The sequence below is a fragment of the Lewinella sp. W8 genome (genome assembly GCF_004375085.3).
In the GTDB taxonomy this organism is placed as follows: domain Bacteria; phylum Bacteroidota; class Bacteroidia; order Chitinophagales; family Saprospiraceae; genus Neolewinella.
In genome coordinates, this window is the sequence record NZ_SNAQ03000006.1 from 169348 (window position 1) to 183880 (window position 14533).

Sequence of the window (14533 nt, forward strand, 5' to 3'; positions counted from 1 at the left end):
TCCGATTCGACGACAAAAGCTTCCGGGGGACGTACCTTCGCCGCATGGAATTTGCGGTTGGTCAGCGGGTGCGCATGAAGCGCACGGAGAACTTTGGCACGGTAACCCGATTGTTGCCGGGAGGACTCGTCCAGGTGAAGCTGGACGGCGGTATGGGGCACCTTCCCCTCCCCGAAGAAAGCCTGGAGCTTGTGCCCACTACTCCCCCACCGCCCGCAGAAAAAGAAGATGTTCCGGCCGCTGATCCGGTGCCGGAAGCGGGGGATTATCCCGGAGTGGAGCTCGCTTTCGATCCCCAACTCAACAACCAGGCCGAGCCCGTGGCCTACGAGGTGTACCTGCTCAACGGCACCCCACATAAGATCATCTATGAACTGCGGGTGCTAACCCACGGACAGCGCCGCTGGGCCAAATTTGGCCAACTGGAGGGTGGTGGTAAAAAGCGACTGGAGGCCATCGATTACCAGTGGCTCAACGAAAAGCTGAGTTGTCAGCTCGACGTCCGCCCCATTCTGACGGGCGGCACCGGGCCCCGGCACTTTCAGGACCTCCGTATTCGGGGTAAGCAGTTTTTTGCCCGCTACGTGGACGTACCCCGACTACACCGGGAGGCCCACCTGTATAACGTGTTTCCACGGCTCGACACCAAGGTCTCGGCACCTGCGGCATCGCCATCCGGTCCCTCCCTCAAAGCCATTACGGCCCAACAGCTGGCCAGTCGGCCCAAAAAAGGCGCTGATAAAAAATTGGTGGCAACTGATCTGGCGAGTAAACTTGAGTTCGAGGAAGTACTGGACCTTCACCTCGAAGCTTTGGTGAAGGACCCCAAGAGCGTTCCGCGGCACCAGGTACTTTCTACCCAGCTTCGGTACTTCGATGACTATCTGGAGCGGGCGTTGCGACTGGGGGTAGACCAGGTATTCATCGTTCACGGCGTGGGCAATGGTGTACTGAAAAAAGAAATTCACAAACGGCTTCGCCAAACGCCCTTCATCCGAAAATTCACCAACGAATATCACCCCAAATTTGGCTACGGAGCCACCGAAGTAACCTTCGATTGACGCCTCCGCACGTGCGAAAACCCGGTTTGCTATCGTTATGGGGCCGGAATCCCCGCCTTAACACCCTTTATTCGGGGCTTCCGCCGTGGTGGGCTTTTGCACGAGTCTATACGTTCACTCCGGTGACGCCACGTTTTTCAAACCAACGGATTGTTTTATGAAACTGACTATTCTTCCCCTCCTCTTCCTTACCCTCCTGGTTTCCTCCTGCAATCAGGGGAAAGTCAAGGAACTGGAAACCAAACTTAGCTCCAGTGAGCAGCAACGTGAGATGCTTAGTTCTCAGTTGGAAAGTGTCCAACGAACCAACGGCGATCTCCTCGCCCGGATGGAAGACCTCTCCGTCATCAGCAAAGAAGGCGCCACCAGTATTCGGGAAAGCCTCCAGAGCATCAGTGGGCAAACCAGCTACATCACGGAACTTAACCGGTCCATTCAACGCAAAGATAGCCTGAACCTGGCCCTGGTGATGAACCTCAAGCGCTCGCTGGATGACATTGCGGACGAAGACGTGCAGGTGGAAGTTCGGGGTGGAAAAGTCCACGTAAGCATCAGTGACAAATTGCTCTTCGCCTCCGGTAGCGCCCGCATCAACGAGGATGCCATTCGGGTGCTGGACAAAGTCAGCGTGGTCCTCAACGATCACCGTGACCTCAACGTCATTGTCGAGGGGCATACCGATAACGTCCCCGTAAACGTACGCGGCGTACGCGACAATTGGGAACTGAGTACGATGCGCGCCACGGCTGTTGTTCGGGAACTCGTCGACCAATTTTACGTAGATCCCGCCCGTCTATCGGCCGCCGGCCGCTCCGAATACGATCCCCGCGGCGACAACAACACCCCCGAAGGCCGCGCGATGAACCGCCGCACGGAAATCGTCATTACGCCGAACCTGGAAGAGTTCTTTGACCTGGCCAAAAATTCCACGGCGGGGTAGGTTAGGTTTTAGGATTTAGGTTTTAGGATTAAGGCTTGAGGATTTGGGATTCGATCCTCAAGCCTTAATCCTCAATCCTGAATCCTCCTTTACCCTCGTCCTTCGACCAGTTCGCGGGCGTTCTTCAGTGCGGAGTCGCTGGGGGGATTCTGGCTGAGCATGGTAGCGATGGCGCGAATGCGTTCGTCCTCATTGAGTTCGCGCACGCGGGTAATGGTGCGGTTAAGTTCCTCCTTGTCCTGTTTGTAGACGAAGTAGTGGCGATCGGCCCGACTGGCGACCTGGGGGCTATGGGTGATGACCACCACCTGATGGTGACGGCTCAGGTCCGTGAGGATGCTTCCCATTTTCTGGGCTACGTCTCCGGAAACGCCGCTATCGATTTCATCGAAGATGAGCGTCGGGAGTTCCATGGCGGAGGCCACCAGGCTTTTGGTGACCAGGGCGAGTCGGCTCAGTTCGCCGCCGCTGGCGGCGCTTTTGATGGTTTGCAGCCTGCCGCCCTTGTTGGCGGAAAAGAGGAACTGCACCTCATCCAGGCCGTGGGGTCCCGGACGGTCCAACTCACTGAAGTCGACCACCAGCTGGGCGTTTTCCATGCTGAGGTCAGCGAGTTGTCGTTGCACGTTCCGGGAAAAATCGGGTGCCACGCGTTGGCGGCCCGCCCGTAGTTTTTCGCCGGTGCCACGAAGTTCGAGTTCCAGTTGGGCCTGCTCCTCCGTCAGACGATCAATATTGCCGCCCAAGTCCGCAAACTGGCCGAGTCGATCGGCCAGGGATTGGTAGATTTCCAACAGGTCTTCTACGCTCGTAACGGCGTGTTTATTCTGGAGGCGGTAGATGAGGTCGAGCCTTTCCTGAACTTCTTCGAGGCGTTCCGGATTGACTTCCGTTCCGTCGCCAAAGGTTTCCAGGTCAGCGGCAATTTCGTCGAGTTCGATCCGTAATCCCTCGAAGCGTTCGTAGAGTTGCCGCAGTTGTGGGTCCCCGGCGGCCAGCGGCGTCAACCGCTGACTGATGCTCATCAGTTGGTTGCTGACCGAATTTTCGTCTTCGGTGAGAAAATGGAAAGCGCCGGAGGTCAGCTGCTTGATCTCATCAGCATTACTGAGCCGGTGGCGTTCCCCCTCCAGGGTATCCTGTTCGCCGGCCTCGAGGGCGGCCTCTTCAAATTCGTTTACCTGAAATTCCAGAAACTCCTGTTCCCGCCGGGCCTGAGCCGCCGCTTCGTGGAGGGAAGCCAGTTCCCTTCCCACCCGTTGCCAACGGGCGTACTGTTTCCGGTAATTGCTGACCAGCCCCCGTTGCTCGGCGAGTGCGTCCAGCAGTTCTAGTTGGAAACTGGAGTTGTTGATGTACAGCGTATCAAACTGCTGGTGGAGATCAATCAGCGTGCTGCCCAAGTGGTTGAGCACCTTCAGATTGGTGGGGGTATCATTGACGAAGGCACGACTTTTCCCGGAGGGAGTGATTTCCCGCCGGATGATCAGTTCTTCGTCGTAGTCGAGGTCCTCCTGGGAGAAAAATTCCTGCAGGGAATAGGCCGCGACGTCAAACCTTCCTTCGATGATACATTTTTTCTCCTGATCGAAGAGGGTTTTGGTATCGGCCCGTCCACCCAAAATAAGATTGAGTGCCCCCAGTACGATGGACTTACCCGCCCCCGTTTCACCGGTGATGATGCTAAGTCCATCAGCAAACTCCAGGCTCAATTCTTCGATGAGCGCGTAGTTGCGGATATGTAGGCGCTTAATCATGGGTTATTTTTGTTGGAAAAACACAAATTTACAAACGGCGGCGGCTTTGTAAGTTTGCGGCCGCAAATAAATCTTATCCATGCGCCAATTTATCCTTCTCCTTTTGGTTTTGGTTGTTTTTTCCTGCGAGAATGCGCCGGAATCCCAGTGGTCTGAGCTCGACCTCACCCGCTACAACATTCCCATGACGATAATGGCACCAGATAGTGCCAAGGTAGCCTCCAGTACCCTTTCCGGCATCATGCAAGACGTGACGGTTAAAAGTCTGGAGGATAATTTCTCTATCCAAATTCTGGCCAGTCGTGCCTCCACCAATGATATGGCCCGGCTGAAGGCGGACCAACTGGAGCTGGTACGGGCCAATCGTTACTTTGAGCAGGTGGTCTCCGAAGAGGCCGACGGTTTCATCTTCCAGAACCAAATTGACAGCACATCGCACTACGGCTTCCGGTACATTGTTTACCAGGGAGACCAGGAATTTGTTTTCCAGAATGCCTTTGGGGTACTGTTTGGAGAAGAAGCCATCCGGGCCATGTACGAAGCCGTCCAACAAGACTAATATGAACATTACAATTATCCTAAAGGGAATGGCCATGGGCATTGCCGAAGCCATCCCCGGGGTAAGTGGGGGCACCATCGCCTTCATCACGGGAATTTATGAGCGATTGCTGCTGGCCATTGGAAAAATCCTTGGTCCCGAGGTCATCGGTACGCTGCGAAAAGAAGGAATCGTGGCGGCCTGGAAGGCCGCTGACGGAGGATTTCTCCTGCAATTGGGCATCGGCATGGTCGGAGGGCTGATTCTTGCGGTCCTGGGGATCACCGAACTGCTGGTCCACTACCCTCCGGTAGTATGGGGGTTTTTCTTCGGACTCATCATCAGTTCGGCCATCTACATCGGCCGGCAAATTACCCACTGGGGCGGCGTTTCCATTGTCCTGTTGATCCTCGGAATCGCCATCGCCTACTTTCTGACAACCATAAATCCCATGGCGGGCAGTTCTTCGCTGCTGTTTGTCTTCCTGGCGGGGGCCATCGCCATTTCGGCCCTGATTCTCCCCGGAATTTCGGGAAGCTTTATTCTGCTCTTGCTCGGGATGTACACGGTAGTATTTACCGCCGTGCGTGATTTGGTGGGGGGAGAATTAGGCAAGATTCAGATCGTCATCGTTTTTGCCCTGGGATGTTTGATCGGCCTGGCACTCTTCAGCCGCCTACTCACCTACACCTTCAAAAGCTATCCCAATCAGACCCTGGCCATCCTGACCGGATTCATGTTGGGCTCCCTCAATAAGTTGTGGCCGTGGCGCAATCCGTTGACCACCCGCCTGAACAGTAAAGGAGAAGAAGTTGCGTTGCTGGAAGTTCCGGTACTCCCCGACAATTACACGGAAGGTGACACCTTCCTTCCGGGGGTAATCATTGCTTTTTTGGTGGGGTTGATTATCGTGTTTGTGATGGATCACTTCACCCCCGATACGAAGGATATTCTGGAGGATAAGGAGATCTGAGGTCCGGGATTGGAGTGGGATAAATGGAAAAAATCGGGTAAAATTCGATCTACGTCGACAGAGTCTACTAGTAGACTCTGTCGACGAAATTTTTAAATTTCTCCCCCCACTCCACTTGGCAGATTACCCCCGCCAAATGGCCCAGCCGGCTTCGGCCTGACCGTGCAGCATCCCCATTCCATTGGCGATTCCCGCTCCTTGTGCCTTGGCCTTTTTGAGGAAGAGTGTTTCGGCCGGATTATACACAACGTCGTAGCAAAAATGCTCTGCGGTAATTTCCTCGTAGGGGATGTCCGGACAGGTATCGATCCGCGGACTCATCCCCAGCGGCGTAGTATTCACGATCACCAAATGACTTTTGACCAACTCCGGAGTCAGGTCCGCATAGGTCACCCGGTCATCTCCCTCCGTACGGCTTACCGCCAAAGTTTCCATGCCCAATGAGCGCAGGGCTTCGTGGATCGCCAGAGAAGCGCCACCGGTACCCAATACCAGGGCACGCTGCTCCGATAACATAGCTTTCGGCCCAAGATTGAAAGTCCCTCCCAGTATCTGGGGAGAATTATCCAATTTTTCCAACAAATCATCCCGAAACCCCAGGTAATCGGTGTTGAATCCCTTTGATCGACCATCCTCAAAGAGGATACAGTTCACGGCCCCGATCCTTTCGGCCGCCGGGTCCAATTCGTCCAGGAGCGGAATGATACTTTGCTTATGCGGGATGGTTACGTTGCATCCCCGTAAATCAGGATACTGCCCGGGTAAATCCAGGAAGCCATCTACCGTCTCCATTTCAAAGTTGAGGTATCGGTGGGTATCTGAAAGCCCTAATTCCCGGAATTTTTCCGTGAAGTAGCTACGGGAAAATGAGTAGGTAAGGGGGTAGCCAATTAATCCAAAGGTCATACGGTAAAGGTAGAAACCGTGAGTTGTCTTTCCTAGTTCCTGCGGCCGGAGCAAAAACCACCAACCGTCAGCCAATAATTACTAACCTACCTTCATCCGTTTCAGCTTATCAAGTAAAAGGGCCATCTTAAGGTTCAGTCGACCACCTGCGTCAAAATACTGGCCATCAATCACCAGGTGCCCCTGTTCCATCCTCACTTCGGTCAGGGTGGTGAAGGTGGTTGCGCCCGCCGGTTGCAGAACGCTCTTCCAGTACAATCCGGAATCCGTTACCGCAAAACCGTTTTTGGCCCGACTGATCAGGCTTTGGTCACAAATCAGGAATACCCGTTCGTCCTTCCCTGCCTTGAGGAAGGACTGGCTGGCGTTCTTCAGGGCCCGCGAGGGCATGGTCACAAAGTCCGTGTAGACCGTTTCACTCTCTCGCTCAAAATCCAGGTAATCCATCGTCAACCGGAAAAGATCCACTTTTTCCCAGTCCGTACTCTGATACCGCAAGAGGCGCTGAGGGAAAATTCCCTTACTCAGATCACCGGCGGTTTCTACGATGAAGTATTCGATCAGGTCCGCGAAGGTATCCCGCTGCCGATGGGCGGCAGCCACCCGGTCGGGGCCCGATTGTAACCAACGGTGAAGGCTACCAAGACTGCCATCCCGAAGCCGCTGAAAGGCTTCATCCTCGGCTAGACACTGTAAATATTTCCGGTGGCTTCTGGCACCAAAGTAGGCAGTCAGTCGCTCGAGGAGGGCCGCGCGAAAATCCTGTTTAAGGTCCGTGATGGAAACAGAGCCTTCCTCCTTCCGGGGGGGAATCTTTGGCTTTGGGGGTGCGGAGGCCGAACTTGCTGTGGCAGGCTCCTGGCGGGGCAGCTCCTCCAGAATCAGCACGTCTTCCAACGGCGCTTCCTCCTGCACCGCAGTCGCCTCAGGACCAGTGGAAGTTGATTTGGTAGCCGTGGAACCTGCGGCCTCCTGAGGGTGACCGCACTGAAAACAGAAACGGGCCGTTGCCGGCAGCTGCGTGGCGCAGGCGGCGCAATAGGCGTGAACCGGCGCAGTCTCCTTTGGCGGGGCGGCTGGTCGCCTGGGTGGTGGCGGGGGGGAAGGCGTCCGGCCGCTTGTGGAAGCCGGACCTCCCGGAGGAGCTTCGAAGGCGAAATCAAAACTCCGACGGGGAGTATCTTGCTTTTCTTTCTTTGGAGGCGCTGTTTTAGCACGATGACCGTAATCCACCTCAAATTCGATGGACTCTCCGGGCTTGACCTTACCCACACCTGCGGCATTCGGCCGGGGTTTTGCGGTACCTTGCTTTTCCTTTTTTGCGCGGGCCCGGGCGATGAAGGCCTCCAACTCCGAAAGCTGGGTTTCGGAAAGATAACTTTCTTCCGGTTCCTGATTTGCTGCGGAAGTGGACAAGGCATTTTCTCCGGGAACGAAAAGCGGTTCCTCGTCAACCCGCAAATTGTAATCGGGTAATTGCTCATAAATGGGTTCATCCGCTGCGGAGGGAAAGTCGTCCTCCAGGACCGGCAATTCTTCCACCTCGCCCTTCCCGGAGGGTACGTAATCTTCGTAGGCTTCCCGAAGCATCAGGACTTTGGGGATGGGGTCGCTCCCGGCGGATTCCCCGGTGTGGACAAAATCATGCTTGGCAAAAAAGGCGATGGCCCGTTCGTTGTAGTGGCGCACGAGCAGGGAGATGGCACGATCCCGACCGATAAAATCCGTCGCCATATCCAGCAAGCCACTACCGACGTCTTTACCCCAGAAACTGCGCTTAACGATGAGTCGCTTGATTTCGGCGTAGGCACGCGGACTGCCGTCCGCGATGAGGTAGCCCGCCAGCGTCCTCGTTTTGGGGTCGATGGCAACGAAGACCGTCTGATGCGGATGATCGAAGGCGGTGATCACCTCCGTGCGGGCGCGTTCCACCAGGCCGTCGTTTTCTGCCCGCTGGTCCGCACGCAGCCCCGGCCGGTCAAAGGCCGGGAAGATGGCTTGCCAGACGAAGGTCTCCAAGTGCGTAAAATCACGCTCACGACCGGGGCGGAACTGCATACTCATTGGATTTTTTATCACTGCCGGAACCCAAAGGGGTTCAATTAACTCCCCGACTCCGGGAATTCAAGTAAGACAAAGGTAAGCAATTTTAATTAAATGTTGTTTATTATTTTATTTTAAAACAAAAATGTTTTCTCTCCGGGTTGCAATTCTCCCATGATTGCTCCAACTTCACCCGAACAACTTACTCAGGCATGGACAAACCGGCGTGGCTCACCGAAGCGGAACAGACCCTCATCCGATACTGCGGAGACTTTTCGCCCATCCGGATTATCCGGGCGGAAGGTAGCTACATCTACACCGACGAAGGCCAGGCGATCCTCGATTTTACCTCCGGACAAATGTGTTCCGTCTTCGGGCACAACCACCCCAGGGTAGTTTCGGCAATCCACGGAGCCACCGAGCGGAGTCTGCACCTGCTCAGCACCATGCTCTCCCCGGAAGTGATCGAGCTTAGCCAGCGCCTGGCGGCGCTGCTCCCGGAAGGACTCGACAAGTTGCTCTTCGTAAACACGGGATCCGAATCCAATGAAGTGGCCATCCGCATGGCCAAGCTCGCCTCGGGGGGGTACGAAATCATTGGATTCATCGGCTCCTGGCACGGCATGACGGCCGGGGCGCAGTCCAGTACCTACTCCTCCACCCGCCGGGGCTACGGGCCCAACATTCCCGGAAACCTGTCCATTCCGGCCCCCTACGCCTACCGCTGTCCCATCAAACACTGCAAAAACAAATGCGACAACTCCTGCCTGGAGGTGGGCATGGCCATGGTAGACCGGCAGTCCGTCGGCGCCTACGCCGCCTGCATCGTGGAGCCGGTGTTGAGCGCAGCGGGCATCGTGGAACTGACGCCGGAGTATTACCAGCGCCTGCGGGAACTCTGCGCCGAGCGCGGTCTGTACCTCATCCTTGACGAAGCCCAAACGGCCTTCGGACGACTGGGCACCAATTTCGGTTACGAGCCCCTCGGCGCGGCGCCGGACTTCCTCACCCTCTCCAAAACCCTGGGCGGCGGCCTGCCGCTGGCGGCCACCGTAACCAGTAAAGACATCGAGGAGAACTGCTTCGAGAAAGGATTCATCAACATCACCTCCCACATCTCCGACCCACTGCCGGCGGCCGTCGGACTGGCGATGATGGACATCCTCCTCCAAGAAGACATGGCCACCCAGGCGGCCATCAAAGGCGCCTACCTGAAAACCCAGCTCGAAGCCCTGCAGGAGCGTCACGAATGCATCGGTGACGTCCGGGGACGGGGTCTCCTGCTCGGGGTCGAAATCGTCAAGGACCGCAACTCCCGCGAACCGGACGTCGAACTCGGTCACCGGATCTCGGATTACTGCCTCACGATGGGCCTGAGCATGAACATCGTGCGCGTCAAGGGCATGGGCGGCGTCTTCCGGATCGCTCCGCCCCTGACCATCACCACCTCCGAAATTGACCTGGGCGTGGAAATTCTGGACCAGGCGATCGGGAAGGCTTTAGGATCGAGGCTTTAGGATTTAGGATGCCGAATTTAGAATACAATAACGTGAGGTTGCTCCTTCCGGCAGAGCACGATAATTCCGCTGTGCTCCACCTGGCGCCCCCAGATTGACTTCAAAATCAGTGATTTTCGGGTAGCTTTTGGCACCTGCGCTCCGTCGCAATTTTTAATGTTCTTCTTTGTATTACTGTACTTTTTTCACTTTATCCTAAATCCTAAATCCTAAATCCTGATTCTCTCCCTACCTTCGCCCCATGCCTCCACAGCGCATCATCCACGATCAGGCACAATTTGCCCTGACCATCGAGCGACTTTGCCGCCACCTCATCGAGGAGCACGGTGACTTTGCGGATACCTGCCTGATCGGTATTCAAACCGGCGGCGTGCAACTCGCCGAGCGGTTGCGCGACCGACTGGGGGAACTGGGTGTGCAACCCTTTCCCTACGGTAAGCTGGACATCACCTTCTACCGCGACGATTTTCGCACCAGCAAAACGGCCCTGACCCCCCACCCCACGGAAATTGATTTCCTCGTGGAAGACAAACGGGTGGTGCTGGTGGACGACGTCCTCTTCAGCGGGCGGACCCTCGTGAGCGCCCTTACGGCGCTCAATCATTACGGTCGGCCCGCCCAGGTGGAACTGCTCGTGATGGTGGACCGCCGCTTCCGGCGCACCCTTCCCGTCCGGGCCAACTACCGGGGGCTGTTGGTGGACACCCTCCAAGACGAATACGTCGACGTACAGTGGGCCGAAACCCACGGCGCCGACCAAATTATCCTCACCGGCTCTTAACGCAATCCATGGCCTCCGATCAGCAACTCTCGACCAAGCACGTTCTCGGCATCAAGTATTTGCAGGCTGCTGACCTCGAACTCATCCTCGATACCGGCCGCGAATTCAAGGAAGTCATCAATCGCCCCATCAAGAAGGTGCCGAGCCTGCGCGACACGACGGTGGCTAACCTCTTCTTCGAAAACTCCACCCGCACCCGCATCAGCTTCGAGCTGGCCGAAAAGCGCCTGAGCGCCGATACGGTGAACTTCTCGGCGGCCTCCTCCTCGGTCAAGAAGGGCGAAACGTTGCTGGATACGGTCAACAACATCCTGGCGATGAAGGTGGACATGGTCGTCATGCGGCACCCCGCCCCCGGTGCCCACCACTTCCTGGCCCAAAAGATCGACGCCAGCATCGTCAATGCCGGCGACGGCACCCACGAGCATCCGACCCAGGCCCTCCTGGACGCCTTTTCCATGCGCGACGCCCTTGGCGGCGAACTGCGCGGCAAGAACATCTGCATCTTCGGCGACATCACCCACTCCCGGGTCGCCCTCTCCAACATCTTCTGCCTCCAAAAGCTGGGCGCGAAGGTCCGCGTCTGCGGACCGCCCACCCTCATCCCGAAACACATCGGAAAGCTCGGCGTGGACGTCAGCTACGACGTCGAAGACTCCCTCGCCTGGTGCGACGTGGCCAATGTCCTGCGCATCCAACTTGAGCGGCAGGATACCCGCTTCATCCCCAGCCTGCGCGAATACAACCGCCACTTCGGCATCACCACTGAACGCGTCAACCAACTCGACAAACCCATCGTCATCATGCACCCCGGTCCCATCAACCGCGGCGTTGAGATCGACACGGCCGTCGCCGACTCCGAACACAGCATCATCCTCGAGCAGGTAGAAAATGGCGTCGCCGTGCGCATGGCGGTACTGTATTTGCTGGCGGCCAGGCGGCAGGAGAAGGGTTGAGGATTTAGGATTTAGGATTTAGGACTTAGGATTCAGGCTTAAGGATTTAGGCTAATGCCAGTGCTTCCAGCACGCGTCGGAGCGATCGTACCCTAGTGCTCCTCGTACGCGTCGGAGCGCAGCGGAGCTCGTCCGAGGTGCCAGCTAGCGGTAATGGGATGAACAGGATAATCCCATTAATCCTTTCTCTCCAATTCATTAAAATGGTTTCGCTGGAAGTAACTGCTCCAAGCCACTAAAAAACACATAATCCCATCCATCCTAATCCCCCGGGACACTGATTAACCAACGAACCCTCACCACCACCATAAATCCCCTCCGAACAATTATTCCCCCTACATCCGCAAGCCCGAATGCTAAAACCTCCCGTATTTTACGCCACCCATGCAAACCCCTTCCCCTAAACGTCAACGCTCCCGACTACGCTGGTCCTTCTGGGCCCAGGTGCTGGTTTTCGTGGTGATCGCGCTGACGAGTCTGATCCGCAACGAGGTGTTTCGGGGAACCACCAACGTCATCAACTGGGACGGCTACGGCTACTACGCCTACCTGCCGGGTATTTTCATCTACGGCGACATTGAGCAATACGCCTTCGCCGAGCAGCACTTCGTGGACTACGACATCAGCGGCGGCATTTACCAGCTGATGGAAACCGACAACGGTCGCCGCTTTCCGATCTACAACATCGGCCTGTCGGTCCTCTGGACGCCGGCCTTCCTGCTGACCCACGGACTGACCGTGGCCCTCGGCCTTGCCCCCGCCGACGGGATGTCCTACCCCTACCAGCTGATGGTCGTGCTGATGTCGCTGCTCTTCGCCTGGCTCGGACTTCGCTACCTGCGAAGATTCCTGGCGCACTACGTCTCCGACACCGTCGTGGCCCTGGTCCTGCTGGGCCTCGGACTGGGCACCAACTACTTCTACTACACCGTGGAGGGGCCCGACATGACCCACACCTACCTCTTCACCGGTTACACGGCCTTCCTCTACTACCTCCACCGGGCCTACCGCAGCGATACGGAACTGGCCTGGCGGCCGCTGCTGTTTTGCGGGGGCATCGCCGGACTGATGTGCCTCGTCCGCTCCTCGGAAATTGTGCTGTTTGCGCTGCCGGCGCTCTACGGCCTGAAGGACCGCCATACCCTCTGGCGCAACTTCCGCGGCAGCCTGGTCATCTTCGGCCTGGCACTGGCGGTGTTCAGCGTCCAGCTGATCTACTACAAAATCGGCACCGGGGTCTGGTGGCGCGACGGCTACGCGGGCCTGGGTTTTGACTGGCTCGAACCCCACCTTTACGAGGGCTTCTTCAGCTACCGACGGGGCTGGCTCGTCTACACCCCGCTCATGGCCCTAGCCCTGCTGGGTATCGGGTGGCTGCGCCGCGGCTGGCTGTTGCCCGTGCTCCTCTTCACGCTCGCCAACTGCTACCTCCTCTTCAGCTGGCACATCTGGTGGTACGGCAATACGTTCGGCAGTCGGCCCGTGGTGCAGAGTTATGCCGTGTTGGCGTTGCCGCTGGCGATGCTGTTGGCGTGGGTATTGGGGTGGAGGTCGTCCGCCGAACGACGAAGTAAGTTCGTCGGCCGACCGGAGAATGATTCAGGATTTAGGTTTGAGGATCGAGGATTGAGTGGGGAAAGTACCCAAGGTCGGCCGACGAGTCAGTCCACGGCTGCACCGGGACGCCTCGGCGGACGACCAGATCAAGATCCTTCTCAAGCAGTTCCATCCACTCCCGAAGGCGTTAGCCCCATTCAATCCTTCCCTCATTCGGTCATTCAATCCTTCCGTCCTTCAATCCTTCAATCCTTGCAACGGAGCGCAGGTGCCAAGTCCCCCCAAAAAGCAAAGTCCCTCCGTTTCCTTAGCCTCAGCCTTCTCCTCGGCTTCGTCATCCTCCTCAACCTCTTTCAGCACTGGCAGTACAACCAGCGGATTCTCCCCCTGGATTTCGTCAACCGCACCTACTACTGGCACGTCTTCGGCCAGACCACCCTCGACAAAAAGGACTACGTCTACCTCGACACCAACGAAAAACCGCCCGGGACGGCGCCCACCACGACGCTGCCCCTCGGGCAGCTGGATACCCTCACTCCCGTGCCCCCCAAGGCCCGTCAGGAATTCACCAACCTCCTGAAATACCGGGTAGACAGCGTGCCTCCGGGCGAAGCCTGGCTCCACGCCACCCTCCACTACGCCTATTTCGGCGACACCTACGATAAGTGGAAATTCCCCAGCGTCGTCACCGAGGTTCGCCGCAACGGCGAAACCCTGAAGTGGCTTCAGGTCAACATCCCCCGCACCATGGATGCACCGGAGGGCGACAGCCTTTCCTTCGCCGTTTCCCTTCCGCCGTTGGAGTTGGGCGACGAGGTGAAGCAGTACGTGTGGAATTTGAGTCGGGATAGTATGGTGGTCAGGGAATATGGGGGGACGATGTGGACGTATTGAAACATTCCCCCTGGAAACAGCCCCATCCGTCATCGGAAAAAATGGGTTCCAACGGACCGAACATTATCCGCCGATCCTTGATCGGTGCCGGGAATATCGTTACCTTGATCCGGTAACCGTTCAACCCAAATCAGCATGGAAGACCAGGACATTTACGCCGTGGCCCGCAAGAAAGTCAAAGCCAAAAAGGGCTTCTTTTACCACCTGATCACCTACGCCTTCATCGTAGGTCTCCTTTACGTCATCATGCAGTTCGCCAACCGCGGCGACATCTTCCCCGTCATCATTGTGGCCATCAGCTGGGGGATCGGTATCGTCATCCATTATTTCCAGGTCTTCGGCACCGAACACCTCGGTTTCCTGGGCATCAGTCCCGACTGGGAGGAAGACGCCCTGGAAAATGAGATCGATAAACTGGAAAGGAAAAGGGAACTCAAAAACTACCTCCAAAAGGAAACCGAACTCCTCGAGGACGTAGACAACATGGAACTCAAAGAACTGGACAAGCGGCCGCTGAAGAAATAGGGGCGAGGCAGGGTGTAGGATTTAGGTTTGAGGATCTAGGATTAAGTAATCCAAGCGCTCCTCGGCGCCGTCGAGCGCAGCGAGC

General features: G+C 56.7%; 12 protein-coding genes. 9 read left to right on the forward strand and 3 right to left on the reverse strand.

The features are described 5' to 3' along the window. Nucleotides 1–44 precede the first annotated feature (44 nt). Both E1J53_RS08960 and E1J53_RS08965 read left to right on the forward strand, forming a co-directional pair. The gene (locus E1J53_RS08960; protein ID WP_134272595.1) at nt 45–1061 is read left to right on the forward strand and encodes a Smr/MutS family protein; all 1017 of its coding nucleotides are present in this window, start codon (nt 45–47) and stop codon (nt 1059–1061) included. 157 nt (nt 1062–1218) lie between these two features. Then, entirely contained in the window at nt 1219–2001 is a 783-nt protein-coding gene (locus tag E1J53_RS08965; RefSeq protein ID WP_134272596.1) for an OmpA family protein, read from the forward strand. An 89-nt stretch (nt 2002–2090) separates the two neighbouring features. Here E1J53_RS08965 and recN read toward each other — a convergent pair whose 3' ends face one another. After that, nucleotides 2091–3758 (reverse strand): DNA repair protein RecN, encoded by a 1668-nt coding sequence (gene recN / locus E1J53_RS08970; RefSeq protein ID WP_134272597.1) that lies wholly within the window; start codon nt 3756–3758, stop codon nt 2091–2093. Nucleotides 3759–3837: 79 nt separating this feature from the next. Here recN and E1J53_RS08975 point away from each other — a divergent pair, with 79 nt between their 5' ends. Together E1J53_RS08975 and E1J53_RS08980 are read left to right on the forward strand one after the other, a co-directional pair. Beyond that, on the forward strand, nt 3838–4317 hold the full coding sequence (locus tag E1J53_RS08975) for a hypothetical protein (RefSeq protein WP_134272598.1): 480 nt from the start codon (nt 3838–3840) through the stop codon (nt 4315–4317). Between the two features lies 1 nt (nt 4318). After that, nucleotides 4319–5269, forward strand: a complete 951-nt coding sequence (locus E1J53_RS08980) for a DUF368 domain-containing protein (protein ID WP_134272599.1) — start codon at nt 4319–4321, stop codon at nt 5267–5269. A 123-nt stretch (nt 5270–5392) separates the two neighbouring features. On the opposite strand, the gene E1J53_RS08985 is transcribed toward E1J53_RS08980, so the two are convergent. Then, complete coding sequence (locus tag E1J53_RS08985) at nt 5393–6175, reverse strand: shikimate dehydrogenase (protein WP_134272600.1); 783 nt, start codon at nt 6173–6175, stop codon at nt 5393–5395. A gap of 81 nt (nt 6176–6256) precedes the next feature. Next, nucleotides 6257–8233, reverse strand: coding sequence for a GNAT family N-acetyltransferase (locus tag E1J53_RS08990; protein ID WP_173021414.1), 1977 nt, complete (start codon nt 8231–8233; stop codon nt 6257–6259). A 197-nt stretch (nt 8234–8430) separates the two neighbouring features. On the opposite strand from E1J53_RS08990, the gene E1J53_RS08995 reads away from it, so the two are divergent. From E1J53_RS08995 to E1J53_RS09015, 5 genes are all read left to right on the forward strand, one after another. Continuing rightward, nucleotides 8431–9735 carry an aspartate aminotransferase family protein gene (locus tag E1J53_RS08995; RefSeq protein WP_134272602.1) on the forward strand — a complete coding sequence of 435 codons (1305 nt, stop codon included), beginning with the start codon at nt 8431–8433 and terminating at the stop codon, nt 9733–9735. A 241-nt stretch (nt 9736–9976) separates the two neighbouring features. Further along, nucleotides 9977–10516 (forward strand): bifunctional pyr operon transcriptional regulator/uracil phosphoribosyltransferase PyrR, encoded by a 540-nt coding sequence (gene pyrR / locus E1J53_RS09000; protein WP_134272603.1) that lies wholly within the window; start codon nt 9977–9979, stop codon nt 10514–10516. Nucleotides 10517–10524: 8 nt separating this feature from the next. Then, nucleotides 10525–11472: an aspartate carbamoyltransferase catalytic subunit gene (locus E1J53_RS09005; protein WP_134272604.1), complete on the forward strand. Its 948-nt coding sequence runs from the start codon at nt 10525–10527 to the stop codon at nt 11470–11472. Nucleotides 11473–11856: 384 nt separating this feature from the next. After that, entirely contained in the window at nt 11857–13923 is a 2067-nt protein-coding gene (locus E1J53_RS09010) for a hypothetical protein (RefSeq protein ID WP_134272605.1), read from the forward strand. A gap of 135 nt (nt 13924–14058) precedes the next feature. After that, nucleotides 14059–14448, forward strand: a complete 390-nt coding sequence (locus E1J53_RS09015) for a 2TM domain-containing protein (protein WP_134272606.1) — start codon at nt 14059–14061, stop codon at nt 14446–14448. Nucleotides 14449–14533: the final 85 nt, after the last annotated feature.

Bases quoted from the DNA above. Each gene is read 5' to 3' on its own strand.
- E1J53_RS09005 (WP_134272604.1), top strand. From the start codon at position 10,525: ATGGCCTCCGATCAGCAACTCTCGACCAAGCACGTTCTCGGCATCAAG.
- E1J53_RS08975 (WP_134272598.1), top strand. From the start codon at position 3,838: ATGCGCCAATTTATCCTTCTCCTTTTGGTTTTGGTTGTTTTTTCCTGC.
- E1J53_RS08995 (WP_134272602.1), top strand. From the start codon at position 8,431: ATGGACAAACCGGCGTGGCTCACCGAAGCGGAACAGACCCTCATCCGA.
- E1J53_RS08985 (WP_134272600.1), bottom strand. From the start codon at position 6,175: ATGACCTTTGGATTAATTGGCTACCCCCTTACCTACTCATTTTCCCGT.
- E1J53_RS08960 (WP_134272595.1), top strand. From the start codon at position 45: ATGGAATTTGCGGTTGGTCAGCGGGTGCGCATGAAGCGCACGGAGAAC.
- E1J53_RS09010 (WP_134272605.1), top strand. From the start codon at position 11,857: ATGCAAACCCCTTCCCCTAAACGTCAACGCTCCCGACTACGCTGGTCC.
- pyrR (WP_134272603.1), top strand. From the start codon at position 9,977: ATGCCTCCACAGCGCATCATCCACGATCAGGCACAATTTGCCCTGACC.
- E1J53_RS08965 (WP_134272596.1), top strand. From the start codon at position 1,219: ATGAAACTGACTATTCTTCCCCTCCTCTTCCTTACCCTCCTGGTTTCC.
- E1J53_RS08990 (WP_173021414.1), bottom strand. From the start codon at position 8,233: ATGCAGTTCCGCCCCGGTCGTGAGCGTGATTTTACGCACTTGGAGACC.
- E1J53_RS09015 (WP_134272606.1), top strand. From the start codon at position 14,059: ATGGAAGACCAGGACATTTACGCCGTGGCCCGCAAGAAAGTCAAAGCC.
- recN (WP_134272597.1), bottom strand. From the start codon at position 3,758: ATGATTAAGCGCCTACATATCCGCAACTACGCGCTCATCGAAGAATTG.
- E1J53_RS08980 (WP_134272599.1), top strand. From the start codon at position 4,319: ATGAACATTACAATTATCCTAAAGGGAATGGCCATGGGCATTGCCGAA.